Here is a 23130-nt window from a genome sequence, read left to right as displayed (position 1 = left end):
ACAGGGTTGTCCCCAGGCCGCCACTCCCCCACCCGTTCGGGCCAACACCATGTCAGGCGGCCCGGGCATCCCCCTACCGTCCGTCACCGGCCGGAAGTTATCCACAGGCTGTGCACAGCCGGTGGAGCCTCACAGCACCCCGCGTCCGATGTCCTGCAGCACCAGCCGGCGCATGATCACCACACCCTGGGGCAGGGCCACCGGCTGGAAGTGGTGCACGCACGGCCAGCCGTGCACCGCCCCGCTGATCCGCCGCACCCGGAACAGCGACCCCAGCCGCCGGTCGGTGATGCTGTGCCCGCCGTACGGAGGCTCCAGCTGCCGGAGCAGCCCGGCGTCCCGCGCCGTCCCGAAGAGCCGGTTGCGGCTCAACTCGGGGCGGCCGAGCTCGGCGCCCAGCAGCTCGGCGACCGCGTCGAAGGTGAGCGCCTCCTCCGGCACGTCAGGGTGCCAGAGCGGCCCGTCCGGCGGGATCCGCCCGGCCCGCGCCTGCCCCGGGACGTGAGGCGTCCCGGCGTCCATCCGATCGGTGAGGTCGGCAATCCGGCCGCTCAGACCGTCCACGGCCCTCGTCGCGTCCTCCACCGCCGACGCCAGCCGGCTCCCCGAGGCGAAGGCCTCCCCGGCCGCCCGGGCGATCAGCCGCAGGACCTCCGCCATCGCCTCCGGCACGTCCTGGTCCTGGCTGTCCGACACCGCGTACCGGCCGGTCCGCCGGATCTGCGGGATCACCTCGTGGGTGATCCACCGTTTGAAGGCCCGCGCCTGCGGCTTGCGGGAGCGCAGCACCAGCGAGTAGAGGCCGGGCTCGTTGATGACGGAAACCTGCTGGTCACCGCCGGGGGTGTAGACAGTAGCTACCCCTTCTCGTCGTCGTCGAGCGTCTTGCGCAGGGCGTCACGGGGGTTGGCGATCTCCAGGACCGCGCACACGTCGGCCGCCACCCACCACGGGTCCCCGCCGACCGTGAGCACCCGGATCTCCCGGCCCTCGAACTCGAACGGCGCCGGGACGTTGTTCGTCGTCGTCATATCAGCATCAACGAGTCACCCGGACGGCGGGCAACTACCCCTGACGGCGGCCCAGCTCCTGCGGCGGTGTGCGCCGGGCGTCCATCGGGACCACCCGGGTCAGGCTGCCCCAGACGGCCATCCGGTACAGCGAGGTGTAGGCGGGCGTGCAGGTGGTCAGCGTGATGTAGCGGCCGGGCCGGTGGTACGGCGAGCCCTCGGGGACGGGGGCGATGACCCCGACGTCCTCCGGGGAGGTCTCCGGCAGGACGGCGTCGACGCGGTAGACGTACCAGTCGGCTGCGGTCTCGATGACGACCGGGTCGCCGGGCCCGAGGCGGTCGAGGTCGTGGAACCGGGCGCCGTGGCCGTCCCGGTGGGCGGCCAGCGTGACGTTGCCGACCGCGTCCCAGGGCATCGCGGAGGGGTAGGGCGTCCGGTAGAGACCGGCCACCCCGCCGTCGAGCACGTCCGGGCCGGTGCCGGGCCGGATCAGCACCTGGTAGTCGGGGCCCAGCGCGGGCACGTGCAGGAACCCGACGGCGTCGCCGCCCGACCGCCCGTCGAGGGCCGGCGGCGGGGCCGTGGACGGCCCGGCCGACCAGCTGCCGCGGAGCCGGGCCGCGGCCCGGGAGGCGTCGTGGTCGGCCACCAGGTCGGTCCACCAGAGCGCGTACGCCGCGAACAGGGCGAGCACCACCCCGAGCGTGATCATCAGTTCGCCGACCGCCGAGGCGACCGCCTGGATCCGGGCCGCGGGCACCCGACTGCCGAGAGGACTCACCGTGGTGCCTTCCGTCGCGCGACAGGACACCCCCGGCCGGAGCAGGCCCCGGCCCCCAGGGCTTGGCTGACAATTCCCGCCGCGCGGGCGAATCGTCAGCCAAGCCCTAGCCGGTGAGCGCGGCCGGCTTGCCCTGGCTCCTCGGCTGTTCCCCGACCATCTTGCCGAAGACGATGAGCCGTCCCCGGGCACTGAACTCGGGTGTGCACGTCGTCAGGGTGATGTATCGACCCGGTTGGGTGAACGGCGAGCCCTTGGGCACGGGCTGGATGACGCCCACGTCGGTCGGCGGCGTCTCCGGGATGCCCCCGGCGACCTGGTAGGTGTAGAACGTCGTCGCGGTCTCCACCACGATCATGTCACCGGGCTTCAACTGGCCGATCTTCCGGAACGGCTGACCGTGCGTCGTGCGGTGCGCGGCAACGGCGAAGTTGCCGGCCTTGTCGGCGGGCATCGCCGTACCGGTGTAGTGCCCGACCAGGCCCTTGTCGAGCACCTGCTGCTTGCCGGTGCCCTCCGCGACCGGGTACTTGAGCCCCAGCGCGGGGATGTACAGCAGCGCGAACCCCTGCCCGGGCTGGAAGGCCCCGGCGGCCGGTGCGCCCGGGCTGCCGCTCGGCTGCGGGGCACTGCTCCACTGCTGCTCCAGCCGGTTCCCGGCGGCGCTCGCGGAGGCATCGGCCTGCACGTTGGTCCACCAGAGCTGGTACGCCACGAAGAGCAGCATCACCAGGCCGAGGGTGATGAAGAGTTCTCCGACCGCGCGGGCGACCACGACCCGGCGGCGTTCCGGGGCCGCACCCGGGCGGCGGCCGTGCGGCCGGTCGCCCGGCGCCGGCCCGTCCCCGGAGCCGCCAGTCCGCCGGCCCGGCGGCGCTCGGCCCGGCCGCCCGCCTGCACCGCCCCGGCCGGGCCGTCGGCGGCTGCCCACTCCTCCGGCCGCTCGTCCGGCCTCGACAGCGGCGGTGCGGGCTGCGCCGGCACCGCGCGCAGCTGCATCGTGCTGTCGTCCGGCACCGGCACCACGGCCTGACCGGCCGGAGCCCGCCCGGCCTGCGGCGGCTCCGGCCGCTCGGGCCGCTCCCGCTGCTCCGGCTGCTGCTGCGACGTCTGCTGCTGCGACGTCTGCTGCGGCCGGGCGGGCTCGTACACGCCCCAGTCGTCCGCTCCCGGACCCTTCGGCCCGCCCCCTCCGGGCGTACGGCGGTCACCTGGTCAGCTCCGGCCGATCACCGGGGCGAGCCCTCGGGATCGCCCGACCGCCTCCGGGAAGCCGCACTCGGCGAGCCAGTTGGCCAGCATCCGGTGCCCGCCCTCGGTGAGCACCGACTCGGGGTGGAACTGCACGCCCTCGACCGGCAGCGTGCGGTGCCGCAGGCCCATCACGACCCCGCTCGCCGTCCGTGCGGTGACCACCAGGTCGTCCGGCACGGTGGCGGGCTCGACCGCCAGCGAGTGGTAGCGGGTGGCCGTCATCGGCGAGGGCAGGCCCTCGAAGACCCCGCCGTCCTCGTGCTCGACCGGCGAGGTCTTGCCGTGCAGGAGCTCGGGCGCCCGGCCGACCACGGCGCCGTACGCGACCGCGATGGACTGCAGCCCGAGGCAGACGCCGAAGACCGGCAGCCCGATCGCGGCGCAGTGGTGCACCATCGCGACGCAGACTCCCGCCTCCTCCGGCGTGCCGGGGCCGGGGAGAGCAGCACCCCGTCGAAGCCCTCGTCGCCGGCGCGGCGGACGGCGTGGTCGACCGTCACCTCGTCGTTGCGCACCACCTCGCAGGTGGCACCCAGCTGGTACAGGTACTGGACGAGGTTGAAGACGAAGCTGTCGTAGTTGTCGACCACGAGGATCCGGGGCGAACCGGCTGCGGAGCTCATGAGTGCTACTCCTGGAGTGCGGGTCGGGCGGCGGGCGGGAGCGGAGCGGCGGGCTGTCGGCGGGATCAGCCCGCGCCGCCGTCGTCCACGGTGACGTCGCTGAACGGCATCAGCGGCTCGGCCCACGGGAAGACGTACTGGAAGAGCAGGTAGACCAGGCCGAGGACCAGCAGCAGCGAGACGACCGCGCGGACCAGGGTGTTCCCCGGCAGGTGCCGCCAGATCCAGCCGTACATGGTGCTCCTCGGTTCAGGTCGGACACCAGACTAGACGCCGATCCGCCCCGGCACGGCGCGTATCGGCGCCTTCGGCGGCCTCAGCGCCCGTCGGTGGCGCTCAGGTCCACCGAGCCCGCGTAGCCCGGCACGGTGAGCTCCCCGCTCTCCTGCACCTTCCAGCCGAGGCCGTACGCGTCGACGTACTGGAGGTAGTTGCGGATCGCCGGGTCGGCGTCGACGGCGGAGCGCAGCGCCTCGGTGCGGCCGACGGCCCGGATCACGTACGGCGGGGAGTAGACCCGGCCCTGGAGGAGCAGGGTGTTGCCGACGCAGCGGACGGCGCTGGTGGAGATCAGCCGCTGGTCCATCACCTGGATGCCCTCTGCGCCGCCCCGCCACAGGGCGTTGACCACGGCCTGCACGTCCTGCTGGTGGATGACCAGGTCGTTGACGCCGGGCTCGGGCACGCCGGGGATCCGGGCGGTGGCGTTCGGCGGGGCGTCGTTGAGGGTGACCGTCAGTCCGGGTCCGCGCAGGGCCTCCAGGCCGGCGGACTGCTGGAGGCTGCCGAGCCGGGCCGCGTCGGAGGGGTGCGGCCCTGCTGGCGGGCGAGCCCGTCGGCGCGGTCCTGGAGGGCGCCGATCTGCGCCTGGATCTGCTGGTTCTGGGTCGAGCGCTGCTGTATGACGTCCCCGAGCCGCAGCAGCGAGGCGTCGGTGCGCAGGTCGGTGCCGTGGGCGGTGCGCGCGCTGACGTAGAAAAGCAGCCCGGCCAGCACAAAAACGGTGCAGGTCAGGGCACGTCCGACAATTCGGGTGGGCCGCGGGGGCTGCGAGGCCGGGAGTGGGGGAATCATGGAATTAGGCACCGTACCCTTATCTCCTTCAGACCCGGCGAGCCACTACGCTAACGGACGCCGGTGGCATGTGCGGAGCAGTGCTTCACCACGTCCGGCCCCCAACCCGCCCGTTTCCCCGCTGCACACCGCGCGGTCACAGCGCATCGACAGGAGAGCCTCTCGTGCCGAAGTCTCGAGTCCGCAAGAAGGCCGACTACACGCCGCCGACCACCACGACCGCCGTGAAGATCAGTTCCGGCCGCAGCTGGGTGGCCCCGCTGATGCTGGCGTTCTTCCTGATCGGACTGGTGTGGATCGTCACCTACTACGTGACGAGCGGCGACTGGCCGGTGCACAGCTGGGGCAACTGGAACATCCTGGCCGGTTTCGGCTTCATCGCAGCGGGCTTCGGCGTCTCCACGCAGTGGAAGTAGCGGCACCAGGAGCCGCACGGGCGCCGTTCCGGCGGAGGCCGGAACGGCGCTCCGCACTGCCCGCCGCCAGCCGCTCGTACGTTTATCCACACAGTTATCCACACTGGGGAAAACCGCCCCTCGCCTGTGGATAACTCATCCCCGGATTGACCGGCACACGCCTGCGGCATTCCTGGGCAATTCCGAATTCTACTGCAGGACGCGCGTAGACCGAGGGGTGCGGCCCCTCGGTCGTACGGGCTGTGCACAACCCGGCGCACACTGTGGACAACGCACCCGTCCACCGCCCCGGTCAGCCGCCGAGACGGGCCGTCTCCACGACGACCATCAGCACCCCCAGGGCGAAGACACCGCCCACCGTCAGCCCCTGCACCAGGCCGCGGCGGTCCCTGGGCGCGTACATCAGCCCGTACGCGGTGAGCCCGCCGGCCACCAGGCCGCCGATGTGCGCCCGCCAGTCGATCCCCGCCACCGAGAAGCTGATCACCAGGTTGAACACCAGCAGGGCGATCACCGGGCCCAGCGGAGTGCGGGTCGCCCGGAACAGCACGGCCGTCGCCCCCAGCAGGCCGAAGATCGCCCCCGAGGCGCCCACCGAGAACACCGTGCCGCCGCCGACCACGTACGCGAACGCGTTGCCCACCACGCCGGACACCAGGTACAGCGCGAGGTAGCGCATCCTGCCCAGCACCCGCTCCAGCTGCGGACCGAGCACCCAGAGCGACACCATGTTCATCAGGATGTGGAACGGCCCGGAGTGCACGAACATCGCCGTGACGATCCGGTACCACTCGTCCGGCCCGACCGCGACGCCGTAGCGCACCGGGACCCCGCCCAGGTGCGTCCCGCTGAGCAGCGCCAGCCGGACCCCCAGGCCGGGCTGAGGTACTCGGTGAGCAGGAAGACCGCCAGGTTGACGCCGATCAGCACCTTGGTGACCAGTGCGCCGTCGGCGGACGGCAGCCCGCCGAACCGCGTCCTGGCGGGCCGGGTCTCCGCGGCCCCGCCGCGCACGCAGTCCGGGCAGTGGAAGCCCACCGAGGCGCTCACCATGCACTCCGGGCAGATCGGCCGTCCGCAGCGGGCACAGCCGATGCCGGTCTCCCGCTCGGGGTGCCGGTAGCACCCGGGCAGCTGCGCCGTGCCCTCCGGCCGCGGGCGCACGGGCTCGTCCGGAAGCATCCGGGGTTCCCTCCTCGTACGACGGATCCCGGCGGCCTCCCGTTGCGGGGCCCCCGGGATCGTCCAGGCTACTGCGCGGTCGTCAGCCGCGGGTGATCTCGACGGACTCGATCACGACGTCCTCGACCGGACGGTCGGCCGCGCCGGTCGGCACGGTGGAGATCGTCCGCACGACCGCCCGGCTCGCCTCGTCGGCCACCTCTCCGAAGATGGTGTGCTTGCGGGTCAGCCACGTGGTGGAGTCCACCGTGACGAAGAACTGCGAGCCGTTGGTGCCCGGGCCGGCGTTGGCCATGGCCAGCAGGAACGGCTTGGTGAACGCGAGATCGGGGTGGAACTCGTCGGCGAACGCGTAGCCCGGGCCACCGGTCCCGTTGCCGAGCGGGTCGCCGCCCTGGATCATAAAGCCGCGCATCACGCGGTGGAAGAGGGTGCCGTCGTAGAGCGGGGCGGACCGCTTCTCGCCCGTCCTCGGGTCGACCCACTCGCGGGTGCCCTCGGCGAGCTCCACGAAGTTGGCCACCGTCTTCGGGGCATGGTTCGGGAAGAGCGTGATCACGATGTCGCCGTGATTCGTCTTCAGGGTGGCGGTGAGGTTCCGTGCCACGGAATGCCCTTCGGTCTCCGGTCCGGTGAACACCGGGAATCATCCCATGCCCCTTCGCGGACGGCGCAGTCCGGCGTGCCCGGCCCGGCAGCGGGATGCATGATCTCCAAACAGGTGGAAATGTGCATAACGGACGCCACCGAGGAGGAGAACCGCCGTGACCCGTTTGGACTCAGCCAAGGACACCGCCGACCGGACCCGGGATGCCGTGGCGCCCTATGCCGCCACCGCCAGGAAGGCCGCCCTGCAGTACGCGGACGAGGCCAGGAACCGGCTGGGCCCCACCGTCGAGGCCATCGGCCCCAAGGCTGCCGCCGTCGGCGCCCAGGCCCGCATCGGCGCCTCCAACGCGGCCCAGGCCGCCCGCGTCCAGTACGGCAAGCACGTCGCACCGCAGCTGGAGCACGCCTTCGCCGCGCCCTCCGCACGCGCAGGAGACCACCCTGAAGGCCGTCCACCGGGCCCAGGAGGCCGCGCTGGCGGCCAAGCACTCCGCCGAGCGCGCCGCCGAGGCGACCCGGACGACGGTCGGCCCCCGGATCGGCGAGGCGGTGGCCGGCGCCAAGGCCGCCGTGGTGCCCACCGCCCAGGAGGCCCAGGTCCGCGGCGCCGCCGCGCTGACCGCACTGCAGGGGCACGTGACCGCGGCCGAGATCAGCGAGATCGCCGCCAAGAACATCAAGAAGGAGAACCGCAACGGCTGGGCCACCGGTCTCGCCGTGGCCGGCACCGTCGCCATCGGCGCCGGCGTCTTCGCCTGGCAGTGGTGGCGGCGGCAGAACAACCCGGAGTGGCTCGTCGAACCGCCCATGCCGGCCGACACGGCGCCGGGCGGCGTCGGCGGCACCGTCCCGCAGGGCGGCGGCGCCACGGCCTCGACCGCCCCGGTCAACGGCTCCACCCCGCGCGACCCCGGCGCCGACGGATCCGCCTCCACGGCGGCCGCCCCCGACGCGGCCCCGTCCAAGCCGGACACCGACCGGCCCAAGCCGCACGACCCGCGCAAGCCGCACTGACGCCGGCCGCAACGGAGCAGGACCCGGAAACGACGATCGGCCGCCGACCTGAATCCAGGTCAGCGGCCGATCGGCATGTGGAGCTTAGGAGATTCGAACTCCTGACATCTGCCATGCAAAGACAGCGCTCTACCAACTGAGCTAAAGCCCCGCAGCAGCGCACGGGCGCGTGCGCTGCGCACTAGCGTACCCGCTCCGGGCGGAAATCCTGAGCGGGCCGCCGGTCGGACCCGACCCGGCAGCGCGGGACGGGGCCGACGAAGATCGTCGGGGGTCTCAGCGACCGGCCGGGACCGGGTCGGTGGCCTCGGTCCACAGGTCCTGCTCGGCGCGGTCCGCCTGAACCTGACGGTAGACAAAGAAGCCGCCGAGGGCTACCAGGGCGACCAGGAGGAGCTTCTTCACCGTGGGACCTCGTCCTTCTTGCAGTTCGGATGATCGAGCACGAACGAGCAGTCGGGCCAGACGACTGCCCTGCGGCCGATGATACACACCGGTAACCCGCTTCCGAGCGGGCGCCGCCCGTCCAAACCGGCACTCCCTGCACCCGATTGACGCCGCGGCTCACTCCTTCGGACCGCCCTCGTCACGGCCTCCACCTGCGGGAAGGACGGCCGTACCGCGGAGCAGGTCGACGCCGCCGCGCGGCGGCGCACCGTCGCCCTCCTCGTCGCGGAGCATCAGCGCGGTGCCGCGCTCGCGCAGCTCGTGCTGCTTGCCGGCGGAGAACTGCGCGTGCAGCTGCTCGAACCCGGTCGCCGAGATCTGTCCCTCCCGGCCGCGGCCGCGCCACGGCAGTCGGGACAACCGGCGAACCCGCAGTGCCAGCTGGTCCAGCACCGCCACCGCGACCAGTGCACAGACCAGCCCCGGCAGGCTCATCGCCCAGAAGATCGCCATCCCCGCCCTTGCCTTCCGCCTCGTCCCGGCAAGCCTGCCCGGGACGGGACGGAAGGTCCAGGGTCGACGGTCAGCGGCCGCGGCCCCAGCGGCGGTCGCGGGTGCCCCCGCCGAGGGCGGCCAGGGCGGCGAGCGCACCGCGGATCTCGGCGACGTCCGCCCGCAGCTCGCGCAGATCGTGCGCCGCCTCGCACAGCCGCGCGCTCATCGCCCGGACCAGTGCCCGGTCGGCCAGCACCATCCGCTCGCACGCGCCGAGCCGCCGGCCGACCTCACCGTCGAGCACCCGGCGCTCCGCGTCGGCGAGCAGGGCAGCATGGTCGAGACGGCCGGCCGAGGCCCGCTCCTCGACGTCCAGCAGGTGCCGACGGACGTTCCGGGCGACCTCACTGTCCCGCAGCAGCATCGCGACGTTGAGCACCGCCCGACGGGGCCAGAGGGCCAAGGATCGTCCCCCGTTCGGGCTAAGCTGCACGTTGCAGCCCTGCGTGACCTGGTCTTTTGCCGACCTGTGGACAACGGTCAGGCCATTGGAGTCGAGCTCGGCCCGGTGCCTGTGGATAACGGCATTGATGGCGCGCTCGCCGACCTCGAAGTAGTCGGCCACCATCCGCGTGGTGACGTGCAGCCCGTCGGGCAGCAGGACGAGGGCCTTGACCTTGTCGAGGACGTCGACGCGCTCGCACATGCTGCGGCGGAGCGTCCGTGATTCGAGCAGGGCGGTTTCCCGGGACATGGGGATGCCTCCATGGCTGGCAGGGGACGGCTGGATCGCCCTTCACCCGGGGCCCGGGGCATGGTCTTCCGCCAGCAGGAGCGGAGGTCGCGTCACGTCCACGGATCCCATGACCGGCCCTGTGGACCGGCAATCCCCACATTCACAGCAGTTTCGAGTCGTCCAACCCCAGGTGCCTCCGCGCATCCGGCCCAACGACCGGGCGGCCGAGCGGGTTACGCCGTCCGGCTGACAGGGGTTCACCGGAGACGACCGCCGCGGGCCGGGAGGCCCCTGTCCCGGCCCCGCACGGTGGCCGGGCGGGCCCGTGCCACGCCCGGGGGCACAGCGCCCACCAGGAGGAGCAGCAGGAGGGCGGCACCCCGCCCGGCGGCGGGCCGGGCAGCAGGGGAGCAGGGCACCGCCGACCAGGCCCGAGGAACGCCCAAACACAGAGGCCCGGATGACGAGTCATCCGGGCCTCTGCCGCAGGTGGGGCTAACAGGACTTGAACCTGTGGCCTCTTCCTTATCAGGTGATCATCGGGCTCGTTTGGCCTCGATCAAGCCGCCTACTGGCCCCGCTGCCAATCCGCCCATGCACCGGCTAGTCCGCCGCTGTCCGCTGGTGTTGGCGTAGAGCACTGGCGTACGCGATGGCGTATGGGCCGGTCAGCTGTGGCTTCGAGGTGTGGCGCGGCGGCCCCATTCCGTCAGGGCAAGCCCGCCAAGAAGAGTGAGAGGAGCTACCGGCCAGGCCGTACCGCCCCAGCCGGTCATCACAATGCCAAGGGTGCAGCCCACAGTCACCATGAGCTGGCCTATAGCCCAAAGGCGGGGCATTCCCACCGGACCCCACCAACGCGGTTGTCGGCCGCGTATGAGAGCTGGTGTGGCGAAGGCAATCATCGGCGTCCAGATCGCAACTACACACGCCCAACGGAGAACGCTCACGACGGCCTTGCCTTCTGAGACGGCCCTCTTATGAGCCGCAGTGCACGGATCATGCCACCTGCCGCTGCACGGCGGGAGATCGGGGGCCGACAGCCTTCGGAGCGCGTCGCCGTAGACGGGACCTACTGTTGGCAGAAGATCACGGCCGCATCGTCACCTGCCTTGTACCGTGGCCAGCGCTGGCCGACCGGGTCTGTGGCCTCGACCTCCCGCACATACCGAATCAGACTTGTCGGCCCGCCATCGCGCAGCATCTTGAAGACATCCGCCCATGTGGCCATGCCGTACTCGGTGACAAGGCGGGACACACCGTCCGACATAACGGCTGCAGCGGACACCGCGTCGCGGCTGGCTACGCCGACGACAGCATGCTCAGCTGCCTCCGGGCCACTCGCAGCGACCCAGTAGCCTCCCGGAGCGTTTCGCGTAAGCCGCTGGGCAGTGATCATCCTCTGTACAGCGGCCTGATGCTCGGGTGAACCTGTCGCGTAGAGCTCCGTCTCCGCTCGAAGCTCCGGAACCACCGAGTCAACACGGAGATCGGTGTGGACGGTGTAGCCGTCTTCGCCTTCGAAGACCACTGGCGAATCGGCAAGGATCAGGAAGTCGAGGCTGGCCGGCCCTTCGCGCAGGATCGACACGGTCGCCGACGGGGTACCCGGGTTGCTCAGGTCGCACTCGGCATGGAGCATCGCCACCTGCTCCAAGGCACGAGCCAGTCCCTCAGTGAGAGCGATCCCGGACCCGCTCAGCTCGGCGATGATACGGCCGCCGAGCTGCGCCACGTACCAGGGGACCCCGTGCGAGCACCCCGTATCCAGGCCCCCCGTGCTGAGACCATCCAGCACCACAGCAAGCGACGGTGATGCTGCCGCCCAGTCCTCGTTCGGCGCGAGGCCGCCCGGTTCGGTCGCAAGGGAAGCCTGCATGTTCACGCCTCGTGTCGGTAGATCGGAGTCACGCGCTTGCTCTCCAAGACTTCCAGGGTCGCGGGGTCGTACCGGCAGGAGATCAGAGTGGAGAAGCGGCGTGTCTTGACCTCGCGGTAGAGCTCTGCAAGGTGGTTCTCCAGATAGTGCACGACGCCGTTCGCCCCGATGGCGTGGATCCCTGCGATGTACAGGAACGTCCCCTTCCCATCCAGCCGCGGCAGGCGGGCGAGGTAGCCCACGTCTCCTGCTGTCCCGTCGATGTCTAGCGGAGACCTGTACTGAGTCTTGGTCGCCTGGTCTACCAGGTGCCAGGACGTGTCCTTGTGGAAGCGCAGGAAGTCATCACCTTCGAGCACCTGGGCGATGATCGGAGACAGGCGGGGACCGCAAATGACAACCAGATGTTCGCGATTGAGGTTCACGATGCCGCTGGGCGGGATCACCTCGTACTCCGCATCCAGCTTCATGCCCGCCATGAGCTTTCGCAGGTGCTCGAAGTTCTGAAGGTCTTCCCTCGTGACCACCTGGCTGGGGTTCTGGTCCGGCGTCTTGCTCGCCTCGTACTTACCCCCCAGCGGGATCGTGATCGGGCCGACCCCGAAGAACGCGCGCTCCGGGGGCGGGCCGGCCGCAGCGAGCTGCCCCACCCGGCCCCGGCTGACGCCCAGCTGTGTGGCGATCTCCGCCTGCGTCATGCCAGCTGCGGACGCTTCCTCGATGGCCTCCCGTCGGATACGAGAGAGCTCCACAACACGGCCTTGATAGTCCGCCATCAGGTCGATCGCTGCCTTGGCCCTGTCGACCGGCGGGGCGACACTCGCGACCCGCTCCAGTTCCTCGTGCACGGTGATCCCTTCACTGCCTAGGGGGCATAGCAAGGCTACCGCGAGGGGGCCTGACGCAAAGGCTCGCCCTGCCTACCTTGGGTATCACGCCAAAGGGAAAGCCCCCTAGGCAAACCAGAAGCCCTTCTTAGGGCTGCTCTGAGCTGTGCAAATGCGCCTGGAGGGGTGGGGTGACAGCCCCCGAAGGAAGCGCGTGTTCCTTGAGAACTCAACAGTGTGCTCATCAACGAACGAGTCACTTTGGTGACCGGCCCGCACCCCTGGATGCGGGCCGGGATCCATGGCTACTCGTGCGTGACGAGTGGTCTGGGCCCAATGAGACGGGCCGCCGCGCTCCGGCCAAGGAGTGCGCGGCGGCCCTCGGGCCCACCTCCCCGACGGACGAAGAGGTAGACCCGTGAAGTCGATTGTTGCAGGCCAGCATGCCGTGAACTCGGATGAGTTCGCGGAGCTGGCGTTGGGTGTGGATGAGGAGCTGTTCGTCGGCGTGCCCGGCGAGTCGGCCCTCGACCGCGCCGCCCGGATGGACGTGGCGCATGCGGTGCTGGCGGACCTGCGCCGGGATGCCCCGGAGCTGGCCGCCTACGCCGAGCGTCTGATGAACACCGCGCCGGTCCCGCTGGCCGTGGCCCGCCGCACCGTCCGTCGCCGGCCGGTGATGCTGGGGGTGGCGGCGTGAGTCGGGCGGGCAAGTTCTGGATGGTGGCCGCGCTGCTGGGCGTGGTCGGCATGGCGTTCCGCGTCTCGTGGAACGCGTTGAAGGACATCGCCGCCGCGATCGGCGCGGACCCGCTCGCCGCCGGTCTCTACCCGCTGGTGGTCGACGGTCTGATGGCGCTCGCACTGGTCGCCGCGCTGATCCTGACCGGGCCGGACCGACGGTTCGCGCTGCGGGTGCTGGGCGCCTTCACTGCCGCCAGTCTGGTGCTCAACTACGTGCACGGTCTGGTGCCCGCGCTGCACGGCGGCGGTCGGGTCCGGTTGGCCGACTGGGCACCCGCCCACTATGCGCTGGTGCTGCTCGCCTCCTGCTTGCCGGTTGGCTCCATCTTCTTCGGATCTGACCTGGTCGCGAAGGTGCTGCACCACCGGCCCGAACCGGCAGAAATCGACCAGCCCAGTGCAAACCGGTCGGGGTCTGAACTGCTCGAATCGGCCGACCCCAAGCGCATCGAACCCTTGTTCGAGTTGGCCGACTCGGCACCGACTGCGGAGCCGATTCCGGCCCCGGTCGAGGTGGTGCCGGTCCGCCCGGTGCGGGCGGTGGCGGCGGTGTCGAGTCGGCCGCGGCGGTCGACCGGCAGCGTGCCGCAGTCGGCCCGCACGAAGGTCCCGACCCGCACGCCGGCGGAGCTGCTCGCCGAGGCTCGCATCGCCACGGCCGACTGGCCCGAGGCCGAGCTGACCGCGGAGCGGATCCGCACCGCGGTCCGCACGTCGTCGGTCAACGCCCGCGGCCTGCGCGACACCCTCAAGGCCGAACGCACCGCCACCCCAACCGAGCCGCCGACCGTCGCCGACGAGGACGAGGACGGCGCTGCGGGTGAGGAGTCCGCGGCGTGAGCCGGCCGCGGTTCTGGGACCCGGACGGCGAGCGGTTCGGCCTGCCGACGTTCCCGTGGCGGATGGCCCCGGACGGCTACCTGACCCGCCGCCAGCTCCGCGCCCGGGGGTTGCGGCCGGGTGGTCAGCCGGTCGCCGCACAGATCCTCTGGCGCTCCCGCCGCTCCGGTGTGCGGGCCGCCTACCTCTACCGCACCACCTTGGCCAAGCCCGTGCGGCCGATGACCCCGCCCGTGCCGCGGCGCTCGCCGCGGCGAACCGGGCCCGCCGTACCTGCCCGTCCTGTGGGCGGGACGCCGGATACGTCCTGCCCGCCCACCTCGGTACCTGCCTGCCCTGCGCCGACGGCCTCCCGGTCGCGGCCTGATCGAGACGAGACACCGTGTTCACGCTGATCCACAAGGACCCCGTCACCGGGCTGCCGGTCGGCACCGAGGCCGTGTTCCTCACCCTCGGCTCCGCCCTGGTCGCCCTGTTCAACCACGCCGAGGCCGCCGCCCACCACGGCCCCGACCTGGCGTTCAAGTGGCTGTGCCTCGGCTGCCAGGCCGACAACGGCCCCGGCTCCACCCAGCGCCACACCGCCCGCGACGCCGCGAACAAGCACGCCGCCGACTGCCGCTCGATCCCCTGGCGCGCCACCGACCGCGACTGACAAGGAGCCCCGCCATAGAAAACCAGACCGAAACCGTCCAGCTGGAACTGCGCTGGGAGAACCCGGACGCGCGACACGCCCTGGAGCGCTGGAACGAATACGCCGTCACCATCACCCGTCACCAGCTCGGCGACCTGCTGACCGTGCTGGACGACATGGAGTTCGACGCTGACCTTCGCCCCACGGCCCTCACCAGGCTGCAGCACTGCGCCGCGCTGCACCTGCGCTCCTGCGACTGCGCCACCGCCTGACACGCATCACACCCGGGACGGCCGTTCCTGCCGGCAAGCTGTCCGGCCGCCCCGGGCCCCTTTTCCCGCACCACCCATGGCAGTGAGGAAGGAACCACCAGTGAACCAGCACCACACCCCTTCCGGGTCGGACAACAACCCCGACGACCCGAACGGCCTGTTCGCCGCCCTGGAAGCGGACATGGCTACCGACCAGGCCATCGGCGCCACCGTCCTGGACTTCGACAAGGCCCGCGCCGACCGCCGCCCGGTCGGGCCTGGCGTGGACGAGGACGGCCTGCCGTCCGTCTACGTCGACTCCCGCGAGAAGTCCGGCCCGGTGGACCGGATGGCGACCGCCCGCGGGGCGAAGCGCCGCCCGATCATCCCCGCCTGGGCCCGCTCGAAGGCCGAACTCGTCTCCTACGCCCGGTGGCTGGGCGGCAACGCGGCCCACACGACCGGCTACCACGCGGTCCGCTCCCCGCTCTACGCCGGGAAGCTGCTCGGCCGGGCGCCGCGCGGCACCGCCCGCCTGGTCGGCGGCACCTACCGGTGGGTGACCGACTCCGAGGGCCGCCCCGTGCGCGCCGCGTCGGTGCGCCGGGAGGACGTGGAGCAGTACCTGATCCTGTCGCGGCAGCGGGACCGCCGGGTCCGCTCCCGCGGCGTGATCCTCGCCCTCGCGGCGGTGCTGGGGGTGGCGTTCACCGCGGTGCTGCTGGTCGCCACCCCGGGCTGGACCACCCTCGCCCTGGCCACCGCCGCGGCCCTCGCGCTCGGGGGTGCGGGTGGGCAGGCCGATCAGCCGCTGATCGACCGGGCGGTGGTGGCGACGAAGGTGCAGCGCCTGACCTCGGACATCATCGTTCGGGCGCTGGGGGCGATGGGCATTGCCGAGATCAACAAGGCGATGGCCAAGGGTGGTGACGGGATCAAGTTCGTCGCGCCGATCACCCGGGACGGCAACGGCTGGCGGGCCGACATCGACCTGCCGTATGGCGTGACCGCGATCGACATCATCGACAAGCGGGACCGCCTCGCCTCCGGTCTGCGCCGCCCGCTGGGGTGCGTGTGGCCGGAGCCGGTCCACGATCAGCACGCCGGACGGCTGATGCTGTGGGTCGGTGATCAGGACATGTCGCAGACCAAGGCGCCGGCGTGGCCGCTCGCCGCGGCGGGCACGGTCAGCCTGTTCAAGCCGTTGCCGTTCGGCACCGACCAGCGCGGCCGCAGCGTGTCGATGCTGCTGATGTTCGCGAACGTGCTGATCGGTGCGATGCCCCGGTTCGGCAAGACCTTCGCCCTGCGGGTCCTGATGCTGGCCGCGGCGCTCGACCCGACCGCCGAGCTGCACGTGTGGGAGCTCAAGGGCACCGGTGACCTGGAGGACGCCGCCAAGGTCGCCGCCGACTACGGCTCCGGCGCCGACGACGAGACCATCGAGGGCGCCGTCAACTCCCTGCGCTACGTACACAAGGAGCTGGAGCGCCGGGCCGCGGTCATCCGCTCGCTGCCGAAGGAGCGGCGGCCGGAGAACAAGGTCACCCCGGAGCTGGCCGCCGATCGCAAGCTCGGCCTGCACCCGCTGGTGCTCATCATCGACGAGTGCCAGGAGCTGTACTCCCACGACACGTTCGGCAAGGAGGCCGGCACCCTCTCGGAGGCCATCATCAAGCGCGGCCCGGCGATGGGCGTGATCCTGCTGCTGGCCACCCAGCGGCCGGACGTGAAGTCCCTGCCGTCGGGGGTGTCGGCGAACGTGGGTATCCGGTTCTGCCTGCGGGTGATGGGCCAGACCGAGAACGACATGGTCCTCGGCACGTCCAGCTACAAGAACGGTCTGCGGGCCACGTCGTTCACAGCGAACGACAAGGGCATCGGCTACCTCGTGGGAGCGGCCACCGACGCGCAGATCGTCCGCTCCTACTACCTCGACGGCCCCGCCGCCGGGCGCATCATGGACCGGGCCCGGGCCGCGCGGATCGCGGCCGGCACCCTCACCGGGGTAGCCGCGGGCGAGCAGCCGGAGCGGGCGAAGAACAACACGGGGATCCTGGACGACCTGATCTCCATCTGGCCCGCGGGTGAGGCCAAGGTCTGGTCCGAGACCCTGGTCGCCGCGCTCGCCGCCCTGGACGAGGACCGGTACGGCGGCTGGGAGCCCGAGCAGCTGTCCAGCGCGCTCAAGCCGCACGGCGTGAACGCCGGGCAGGTCGGCCGCCGGGTGGGCGGCAAGTTCGTCAACAAGCGCGGCATCGAGCACAAGGACCTCACCGAGGCCATCACTCGGCGTGACGACAAGCGGCCCGCCTGACACCCTCCGGGGCTGCTATCGATAGCGGGTGCCCCTGCTATCGATAGCAGCCCCGATAGCGGCCCATCCAGGCTCCGAGCTGGCCGCTAGCGGATAGCGGCCCACCTGCGCAAACCCCCGAAACCCGCCCCGGAGGCACCCACGTGACCCCCACTGTCCTGGCACTCGCCTGCCTACTCGCCGTCACACTGTGTTACAGCGCCGTGTGCTGGGTGAGCCCATTCGGCCGCTGCCGCAAGTGCACCGGCACCGGCTGGCAGGCCCCCACCGGCCGCCTGCGGCGCCGCCCCAAGCCCTGCCGCCGATGCCAGGCGACCGGCCGGCGGCTGCGGATCGGCCGCCGCCTGCACAACCACTCCACCCGCACCCGGGCCGCCGCCCGCCGCATCCGCGACGCCGCCCGCCGCTAACCGAGAGGAGAACCACCGTGCTCGTCACCGTGTCCGCCGCGCTCCTGATGGCCGCCGGAGCCGGAGCGCTCCTGTACTTCCGCCGCCTCGGCCCCGGCGCCGCCCTGGTGGTGTGGCTGTCCGGCTTCACCGCCGCCTCCACCGGCCTCGCCGGGCCCGTCAACGCTCTGCTGACCGCCGCCGTCCACGCCCTCGCCCAGCACTGAGCCGATTCAGGCCCGGGCCGCCCGACGGCGGGTCAGCATCCAGCCGCTCCAGCAGAGCGCGAGCACCAGCACGACCACAGCCGCCACGGACCCTGACACGCCCAGCCAGCCGAGGAACAGTCGCACCCCTCCACGGATCGCGCCCTTCACCAGTAGCGCCAACAGCTTCTCCATGCGCGCACCCTAACCACCCGCTGCCCGGCCCCCGGCCGCGGCCCCGTGGAAGGAACCACCGCCATGACCAGCCCCGACATCCGCCCGCTCGCCGCCGTCCACTTCCGCGAAGCCCTCACCGCCGCCACCGACCGGCAGCCGGCCGCCGCGCTGGCGGCCCTGATGCACATCGACGCCCAGTCCTGGCAGGCCATCGAACACCGGCTCGCCGTCCTCGGCACCACCGTCCTGGACGCCCTCGCCACCTGCACCGCGAACGGAGGCACCACCCCGTGAGCACCGCCGACCTGGTCACCGCCGCTGTGCTGTTCGGCCCCGGCATCGCCGGCACCGCCGCCTACCTCACCGGACAGCGCGGCTGGCGCACCGACGCCGCCGCCGTCGACACCGTCCTCGCCGAATCCGCCCACGCCCGGGCCACCGCCGGGGACGGGGTGCCGCCGGAGGGCGGCGAGCCCGCCCCCGACACCGCCGAGGCGGAGCCGGTCCAGCTTGCCACCGTCCTGCCCTTCCCCACCGCCCGCCGCCGCGCCGCCTGAGATCAGGAGACACCAGCCATGGCCAAGAAGGACCGCCCCACCTACCTCGACCCGCGCCAGCTCGGCGCCGACAACCTCACCGACGCCGCCCGCCTCTTCCTCCTCGGCGTCCGGATCACCCGCGCCGACGACCGCGGGAAGTCCACCAAGCGCCTGGAAGCCCGCGCGGACCGGCTCCACGACGAGGCCATCGCCCGCTGGGACGCCAAGTACGGCGACCGCTAACCACCCATGACCGGGCCCGGCCTGGACTGGCGCGACGCCCGCCACTACGACCGCACCGGCGACCGCCCGTGTCGCTGGTGCGGCCGCCCTACGCCCCTGCGGGACCAGCAGCGGCGTCCGGCGCACAAGGTGTGCGCCGAGCAGCACATCCCACCGGAGGAGGGAACAACCCTTGCCCCCGACCAGTAACCCCCAGCTTGCCGCCGCCCTCGCGGCGGCCGGCCGCGGGCACCACGTCTTCCCGCTCGCACCCGACGCCAAATACCCCGCCCTGCACCACAAAGACCGCTGCCCCGGCATCAGCGCGTGCGCTGACGGTCACCTCGGCTGGGAGAAGCGCGCCACTCTCGACCCGGACGTGATCGGCCGGGCGTGGGGGCACGGCCCGTACGGCATCGGGGTGGCCTGCGGCCCGTCCGGGCTGCTGGTGGTCGACCTCGACACCCCCAAGCACCCCCGGGACGTGCCTCCCCCGGATGTGGCCGGGCAGGGCATCGCGGACGGCATGGACGTGTTCGCCGCCCTGTGCGAGCAGTACCAGCAGCCCATCCCCGACCAGACCCTGACCGTGCGCACCGGCCGCGGCGGCTTCCACCTGTACTTCGTTCTGCCGGACGGGGTGCGGCTGCGGAACACCACCGGAGACAAGCGCGGCGGGTTGGGGTGGAAGGTCGACACCCGCGCCAGCGGCGGGTACGTCGTCGCCCCCGGCAGCACCGTCAACGGCAAGCCCTACGTCGTCACCGTCGACCTGCCCCCGGCCCCGCTCCCGCCATGGCTGCTGACCCTGCTCACCCCCAAGGCCCCGGCCGGGCCGCCGCCTGACGTGGCGTCGATCCGCTCCCGGATCGGGCGCCTGAGCGCCTACAACCGCGCCGTTCTCGACCGCGAGGCCGCCAAGGTCGAGGAGGCGGGCGAGGGGCGGCGGAACACGGCCCTGTTCGCTTCCGCCGCCTCCGTCGGCCGCCTGGTCGCCGCCGGAACCCTGCCCGAGGCTGACGCCACGAACGCCCTGCTCGCCGCCGGCCGCTCCATCGGCCTCGGTGAGTCCGAGTGCCTGCGCACCATCCGCCAGGGACTCGCCCGCGGCGCACAGGGCGTCAGCCGCGCAGCCTGACCCGCCGCCCGCCGGTGCCCCAAGGAGTAAGCAGCTTTCTCCTTGGGGCACCCGGGCCCGCACGTCGCCGCGAACGCCCGCCACGGCCCGCCTGACCGCCTTTCACCCCTGCCCGGAAGGAACGCCCGTGTCCATGCCCGCCAACCCGCCCGAGTCCCCGTACGGCAACGTCACCAGCCTGTTCGGCGAGGGCTGGGACCAGATGGAACCGCCGCCCGAGCAGGCCGACGTGTGGGACGCCCCCGTCCCGCTCGGCCAGGCCCGTGCCCTCCCGACGTTCCCCACCGATGCCCTGCCTGCCTGGATCGGCGCCATGGTGACCGCGGCTGCGGAGGAGACCCAGACCCCCGCCGACCTCGCCGGATGCATGGGCCTGGCCGCCCTTTCCACAGCCTGTGGAGGGCGGGCCGTGGTCGCGGTGCGCGGCCGGTGGCGCGAGCAGGTGAACCTGTTCACCGTCGTGGCGCTCCCGCCCGGGAACCGGAAGTCGGCAATCGTCTCCGAGCTCACCCGGCCCCTGCTCGCCGTCGAGAAGGCCCTGATCGAGCAGCACGCCGCCGTTCGGGCCGAGGCCGAGACCACGGCCAAGCTCGCCCGGGCTGCTGCCGAGAAGGCCGCCACGAAGGCCGCGAACGCCGCCCCCGACGAGCGGGACGCCCTGACCGCCGAGGCCATCGACCTGGCGCAGGCCGCCGACACCACCACGGTCCCGGCCCGCCCGCAGCTCGTTGCCGACGACGTGACCCCGGAGGGGCTGGCCACGCTGCTGGCCGAGCAGGGCGGCCGGATGGCCGTCATCTCCGCCGAGGGCGGGATCTTCGACATCATCGCCGGCCGCTACTCCGGCACCCCCAACCTGGAGGTCTTTCTCAAGGGGCACGCCGGGGACATGCTCCGCGTGAACCGGCAGGGCCGGGACAGTCAGTTCCTCGAAGCGCCCGCGCTCACCATGGGCCTCGCGGTGCAGCCGTCGGTGTTCCGGGACATCGCCAAGGCCAAGGGCTTCGGTGACCGCGGCCTGCTCGCCCGGTTCCTGTACTCCCTGCCCCGCTCGATGGTCGGGTTCCGCAACCTCACCCCCGACCTGATCCCCCCGCAGGTCGCCGACACCTACGCCCAGACCCTGACCACCCTCGCCCTGGCCATGGCCGGCTGGACCGACCCCGCCGTCCTCACCCTCAGCCCCGAGGCCGACGCCGCCCTGCTCGCCTACCAGCGCCGCACCGAAGCCGCCCTGCGGCCGGGCGGACCGCTCGCCCACATCGACACCTGGGCCGGAAAGCTCGACGGCGCCGTGTGCCGCATCGCCGGCCTGCTCCACCTCGCCACCCACCCCGCCGACGGCTGGACCCGCCCCATCACCGCCGACACCCTCACCGCGGCGTGCCGGATCGGCGACTACTTCACCGCGCACGCCCTCGCCGTATTCGACGCCATGGGCTCCGATGCCGCCCTCGCCAAGGCCCGCACCGCCCTCGCCTGGCTCGCCGCCAACCCCCGCGACTCCATCAGCCGCCGCGAGCTGTTCAACGCCCTCCCGCGCGCAGACTTCCCCACCGTCACCGACCTCGACCCCGCCCTGACCCTGCTCGAAGACCACGGCTGGATCCGCCAGGTCGAGCAGCCCAAGCGCACCACCCGCGGCGGCCGGCCCCCGTCCCCGCGCTACCAGACCCACCCCACCGTCACCCACCCCAGCACCTGAGCCCACCCCCAACCCGCCGCAGAACCTGCAGAACCTGCAAAACCCCCGCACACGCACCCTGACCTGCACCGATGCGCAGGCCAGTCGCGCCCGCAAAACCTCCGGAAACTCCAGCAAAACCCCCGAGCCCCCGAACGCCCCGTCGGGCCGCCCGAGGTTTTGCGGAGTTTCCGGAGGTTTTGCAGAAACCAAGATCAGCCGAAAACCCGCAGCTCAGAACCCCTCCCGGGAGGTTCTGCAGGTTCTGCGGGTTCTGCGGCGCCCCTGGAGCCCCCGGACGCCTGGAGGACCACCAATGACCACCGCGCTCCCTGAGGCGTTCACCGCCGAGGAAGTCATGGCTGCGCTTCGGATCGGCCGCAGCACCCTCTACGACCTGCTCCGTTCCAAGGAGCTCCCCAGCTTCACCATCGGCCGCTCCCGCCGGTTCGATGCCGCCGACGTCGCTGCCTACATGCGCAAGCGCAAGATGATCGAGGAGAACGCCTGATGGCCAAGCGCAACCCGAACGGCGCCGGGAGCGTCACCCGGCGCAAGGACGGCACCTACGAAGCGAGGGTGTACGTCACCACGACCGACGGCGAGCGCAAGCGCATCTCTCGGTACGGCAAGACCTACGACGAGGCTGCGGAGAAGCTGGCCAAGGCGAAGGAGCTGGAGGACAAGGGCGTCCCGACGCCGGCGAAGGCATGGACAGTGGGGGAGTTCCTGGCCTACTGGCTCGCGGAGATCGTGGAGCCGAACGCCCGGCCGAACACATACTCGAAGTACGAGACTATGGTGCGGCTCTACCTCCGCCCCAAGCTCGGCAAGAAGCGGCTAGCCAAGCTGGGTGTGGCCGACCTACGAAAGTTCTTCAAGGAGCTGCAGGGCGCGGGGGTGGGCGGTTCCACCCGCCAGGAGTGCATGAAGACGTTGCGGAACGCGCTCAACCGGGCGATGCGGGAGGAGCTGCTGCTGCGGAACGTGGCCACCCTGGTGGACATGCCGCAGGCCACCGCAAAGGAGGTGATCCCGTGGCGGTCCGCAGAAGCCGTCGCCTTCCTGCGGTCGACACGCTCCCACCGACTCCACGCCGCGTTCGTGATGGCCATCGTGCTGGGCCTGCGACGCGGTGAGCTGCTGGGCCTGCGCTGGATCGATCTCGATCTCGGGGAGGGGGTGGCCCACCCTCGCAAGCAGGTGCTGCGGCGAACGGGCGTGGGTCTGGTCCTCGCGGACCTGAAGACGGACCCGTCCAAGGGTGCACTGCCGCTCCCGCGCCTGGTGCTCGAAGCGCTGGGAGAGCGGCGGCAGCTTCAGCGGATGGAGCGTGCCAAGGCTGGCGACAGGTGGACCGAGCTGGATCTGATCTTCACCAGCGAGACCGGCGGCATGATCGATCCGGATGGCTTCTCGGGAAGCTTCGAGCGGCGGGTGATCCGCTCCGGCATCCGACGGATCCCGCTGCATCACGCACGGCACACCACCGGCAGCCTGCTCGCCCACCTCGGGGTGCACCCCAACGATGCGCAGAAGATCCTCCGGCACAGCCGGATCACCACCACGCTGGAGATCTACACCCACGTCACTACGGACTCCCAGCGAGCCGCCGCCGCCAAGCTGAGCGCCAAGCTCCGGGACGCGATCAATGGTCCGGGAGAGTGACGCTGGTCACGCGGCAATGGGGAAATTTCCC

At 71.8% G+C, this 23130-nt stretch carries 29 protein-coding genes, 1 tRNA gene and 5 pseudogenes; 17 read left to right on the top strand and 18 right to left on the bottom strand.

Annotation, left to right across the window (positions count from 1 at the left end; genetic code table 11):
• Positions 1-129: 129 nt before the first annotated feature.
• The 8 genes and pseudogenes from ABEB13_RS21555 to ABEB13_RS21520 all read right to left on the bottom strand — a co-directional run.
• Positions 130-837, bottom strand: a pseudogene (locus ABEB13_RS21555) (BRO-N domain-containing protein); the annotation flags it as partial.
• 20 nt (positions 838-857) lie between these two features.
• Positions 858-1031, bottom strand: coding sequence for a BRO-N domain-containing protein (locus ABEB13_RS21550; protein ID WP_345706800.1), 174 nt, complete (start codon positions 1029-1031; stop codon positions 858-860).
• Between the two features lie 34 nt (positions 1032-1065).
• Positions 1066-1794, bottom strand: a complete 729-nt coding sequence (locus tag ABEB13_RS21545) for a class E sortase (RefSeq protein ID WP_345706799.1) — start codon at positions 1792-1794, stop codon at positions 1066-1068.
• Positions 1795-1900: 106 nt separating this feature from the next.
• Positions 1901-2569 carry a class E sortase gene (locus tag ABEB13_RS21540; RefSeq protein ID WP_345706798.1) on the bottom strand — a complete coding sequence of 223 codons (669 nt, stop codon included), beginning with the start codon at positions 2567-2569 and terminating at the stop codon, positions 1901-1903.
• Complete coding sequence (locus ABEB13_RS21535; RefSeq protein ID WP_345706797.1) at positions 2521-2946, bottom strand: hypothetical protein; 426 nt, start codon at positions 2944-2946, stop codon at positions 2521-2523. Before ABEB13_RS21535 ends, ABEB13_RS21540 begins: the two co-directional genes overlap by 49 nt.
• A 63-nt stretch (positions 2947-3009) precedes the next feature.
• Positions 3010-3671 (bottom strand): annotated as a pseudogene (locus ABEB13_RS21530) (aminodeoxychorismate/anthranilate synthase component II).
• 65 nt (positions 3672-3736) lie between these two features.
• Positions 3737-3907: a hypothetical protein gene (locus ABEB13_RS21525; RefSeq protein WP_198524051.1), complete on the bottom strand. Its 171-nt coding sequence runs from the start codon at positions 3905-3907 to the stop codon at positions 3737-3739.
• 80 nt (positions 3908-3987) lie between these two features.
• Positions 3988-4745, bottom strand: a pseudogene (locus tag ABEB13_RS21520) (DUF881 domain-containing protein).
• 164 nt (positions 4746-4909) lie between these two features.
• Between ABEB13_RS21520 and crgA the strand changes: the two are divergent.
• On the top strand, positions 4910-5161 hold the full coding sequence (gene crgA, locus ABEB13_RS21515) for a cell division protein CrgA (RefSeq protein WP_100889228.1): 252 nt from the start codon (positions 4910-4912) through the stop codon (positions 5159-5161).
• A 292-nt stretch (positions 5162-5453) separates the two neighbouring features.
• Here the strand turns inward: crgA and ABEB13_RS21510 are convergent, their stop codons facing one another.
• The 3 genes from ABEB13_RS21510 to ABEB13_RS21500 form a co-directional block, all read right to left on the bottom strand.
• Entirely contained in the window at positions 5454-5930 is a 477-nt protein-coding gene (locus ABEB13_RS21510) for a rhomboid family intramembrane serine protease (protein ID WP_345706796.1), read from the bottom strand.
• Positions 5897-6343: a hypothetical protein gene (locus tag ABEB13_RS21505; RefSeq protein ID WP_345706795.1), complete on the bottom strand. Its 447-nt coding sequence runs from the start codon at positions 6341-6343 to the stop codon at positions 5897-5899. The genes ABEB13_RS21510 and ABEB13_RS21505 overlap by 34 nt, the downstream gene beginning before the upstream one ends.
• A gap of 82 nt (positions 6344-6425) precedes the next feature.
• Positions 6426-6950 (bottom strand): peptidylprolyl isomerase, encoded by a 525-nt coding sequence (locus ABEB13_RS21500; RefSeq protein WP_345706794.1) that lies wholly within the window; start codon positions 6948-6950, stop codon positions 6426-6428.
• Between the two features lie 157 nt (positions 6951-7107).
• Here ABEB13_RS21500 and ABEB13_RS40665 point away from each other — a divergent pair.
• Together ABEB13_RS40665 and ABEB13_RS21495 are read left to right on the top strand one after the other, a co-directional pair.
• A pseudogene (locus ABEB13_RS40665) lies at positions 7108-7302 on the top strand (DUF5324 family protein); the annotation flags it as partial.
• Positions 7259-7966, top strand: a complete 708-nt coding sequence (locus ABEB13_RS21495; RefSeq protein ID WP_425559968.1) for a DUF5324 family protein — start codon at positions 7259-7261, stop codon at positions 7964-7966. The pseudogene ABEB13_RS40665 and the gene ABEB13_RS21495, both read left to right, overlap by 44 nt.
• 78 nt (positions 7967-8044) lie before the next feature.
• Here the strand turns inward: ABEB13_RS21495 and ABEB13_RS21490 are convergent.
• From ABEB13_RS21490 to ABEB13_RS21465, 6 genes are all read right to left on the bottom strand, one after another.
• A tRNA-Ala gene (locus ABEB13_RS21490) sits at positions 8045-8117 on the bottom strand.
• Between the two features lie 125 nt (positions 8118-8242).
• Positions 8243-8371, bottom strand: coding sequence for a DLW-39 family protein (locus tag ABEB13_RS21485; RefSeq protein WP_014137031.1), 129 nt, complete (start codon positions 8369-8371; stop codon positions 8243-8245).
• 159 nt (positions 8372-8530) lie between these two features.
• Positions 8531-8866: a DUF6191 domain-containing protein gene (locus tag ABEB13_RS21480; RefSeq protein ID WP_345706792.1), complete on the bottom strand. Its 336-nt coding sequence runs from the start codon at positions 8864-8866 to the stop codon at positions 8531-8533.
• A 70-nt stretch (positions 8867-8936) separates the two neighbouring features.
• Positions 8937-9602, bottom strand: a complete 666-nt coding sequence (locus tag ABEB13_RS21475) for a hypothetical protein (protein WP_345706791.1) — start codon at positions 9600-9602, stop codon at positions 8937-8939.
• 1054 nt (positions 9603-10656) lie between these two features.
• A complete protein-coding gene (locus tag ABEB13_RS21470) occupies positions 10657-11463 on the bottom strand; it encodes a hypothetical protein (protein WP_345709767.1) in 807 nt (268 codons plus the stop codon).
• Between the two features lie 2 nt (positions 11464-11465).
• A complete protein-coding gene (locus tag ABEB13_RS21465) occupies positions 11466-12311 on the bottom strand; it encodes a sigma factor-like helix-turn-helix DNA-binding protein (RefSeq protein WP_345706790.1) in 846 nt (281 codons plus the stop codon).
• Between the two features lie 427 nt (positions 12312-12738).
• Between ABEB13_RS21465 and ABEB13_RS21460 the strand changes: the two genes are divergently transcribed.
• The 7 genes and pseudogenes from ABEB13_RS21460 (at position 12739) to ABEB13_RS21430 (ending at position 17692) form a co-directional block, all read left to right on the top strand.
• Positions 12739-12990 (top strand): hypothetical protein, encoded by a 252-nt coding sequence (locus tag ABEB13_RS21460; RefSeq protein ID WP_345706789.1) that lies wholly within the window; start codon positions 12739-12741, stop codon positions 12988-12990.
• A complete protein-coding gene (locus tag ABEB13_RS21455; protein ID WP_345706788.1) occupies positions 12987-13874 on the top strand; it encodes a DUF2637 domain-containing protein in 888 nt (295 codons plus the stop codon). The genes ABEB13_RS21460 and ABEB13_RS21455 overlap by 4 nt, the downstream gene beginning before the upstream one ends.
• A gap of 62 nt (positions 13875-13936) precedes the next feature.
• A pseudogene (locus tag ABEB13_RS21450) lies at positions 13937-14241 on the top strand (RRQRL motif-containing zinc-binding protein).
• Positions 14242-14256: 15 nt separating this feature from the next.
• A complete protein-coding gene (locus ABEB13_RS21445) occupies positions 14257-14529 on the top strand; it encodes a hypothetical protein (protein WP_345706787.1) in 273 nt (90 codons plus the stop codon).
• A gap of 351 nt (positions 14530-14880) precedes the next feature.
• Positions 14881-17076, top strand: a complete 2196-nt coding sequence (locus ABEB13_RS21440; protein ID WP_345706786.1) for a P-loop NTPase family protein — start codon at positions 14881-14883, stop codon at positions 17074-17076.
• 212 nt (positions 17077-17288) lie between these two features.
• Positions 17289-17486 (top strand): hypothetical protein, encoded by a 198-nt coding sequence (locus tag ABEB13_RS21435; RefSeq protein WP_345706785.1) that lies wholly within the window; start codon positions 17289-17291, stop codon positions 17484-17486.
• A 17-nt stretch (positions 17487-17503) separates the two neighbouring features.
• Complete coding sequence (locus ABEB13_RS21430; protein ID WP_345706784.1) at positions 17504-17692, top strand: hypothetical protein; 189 nt, start codon at positions 17504-17506, stop codon at positions 17690-17692.
• Positions 17693-17698: 6 nt separating this feature from the next.
• On the opposite strand, the gene ABEB13_RS21425 is transcribed toward ABEB13_RS21430, so the two are convergent.
• Positions 17699-17866, bottom strand: coding sequence for a hypothetical protein (locus ABEB13_RS21425; RefSeq protein WP_345706783.1), 168 nt, complete (start codon positions 17864-17866; stop codon positions 17699-17701).
• 63 nt (positions 17867-17929) lie between these two features.
• On the opposite strand from ABEB13_RS21425, the gene ABEB13_RS21420 reads away from it, so the two are divergent.
• The 7 genes from ABEB13_RS21420 (at position 17930) to ABEB13_RS21390 (ending at position 23099) form a co-directional block, all read left to right on the top strand.
• Positions 17930-18142, top strand: coding sequence for a hypothetical protein (locus ABEB13_RS21420; protein WP_345706782.1), 213 nt, complete (start codon positions 17930-17932; stop codon positions 18140-18142).
• Positions 18139-18405 carry a hypothetical protein gene (locus tag ABEB13_RS21415; RefSeq protein ID WP_345706781.1) on the top strand — a complete coding sequence of 89 codons (267 nt, stop codon included), beginning with the start codon at positions 18139-18141 and terminating at the stop codon, positions 18403-18405. Before ABEB13_RS21420 ends, ABEB13_RS21415 begins: the two co-directional genes overlap by 4 nt.
• 18 nt (positions 18406-18423) lie before the next feature.
• A complete protein-coding gene (locus ABEB13_RS21410; protein WP_345706780.1) occupies positions 18424-18630 on the top strand; it encodes a hypothetical protein in 207 nt (68 codons plus the stop codon).
• 172 nt (positions 18631-18802) lie between these two features.
• Complete coding sequence (locus ABEB13_RS21405) at positions 18803-19747, top strand: bifunctional DNA primase/polymerase (RefSeq protein ID WP_345706779.1); 945 nt, start codon at positions 18803-18805, stop codon at positions 19745-19747.
• A gap of 133 nt (positions 19748-19880) precedes the next feature.
• Positions 19881-21452: a YfjI family protein gene (locus ABEB13_RS21400; RefSeq protein ID WP_345709766.1), complete on the top strand. Its 1572-nt coding sequence runs from the start codon at positions 19881-19883 to the stop codon at positions 21450-21452.
• 295 nt (positions 21453-21747) lie between these two features.
• On the top strand, positions 21748-21942 hold the full coding sequence (locus ABEB13_RS21395) for a helix-turn-helix domain-containing protein (RefSeq protein ID WP_345706778.1): 195 nt from the start codon (positions 21748-21750) through the stop codon (positions 21940-21942).
• Positions 21942-23099: a tyrosine-type recombinase/integrase gene (locus tag ABEB13_RS21390; RefSeq protein WP_345706777.1), complete on the top strand. Its 1158-nt coding sequence runs from the start codon at positions 21942-21944 to the stop codon at positions 23097-23099. Before ABEB13_RS21395 ends, ABEB13_RS21390 begins: the two co-directional genes overlap by 1 nt.
• The last annotated feature ends 31 nt before the right edge of the window (positions 23100-23130 follow it).

It is taken from the genome of Kitasatospora paranensis (genome assembly GCF_039544005.1).
GTDB classification, from domain to species: Bacteria; Actinomycetota; Actinomycetes; order Streptomycetales; family Streptomycetaceae; genus Kitasatospora; species Kitasatospora paranensis.
This window is presented reverse-complemented; position numbering and strand designations above follow the sequence as displayed.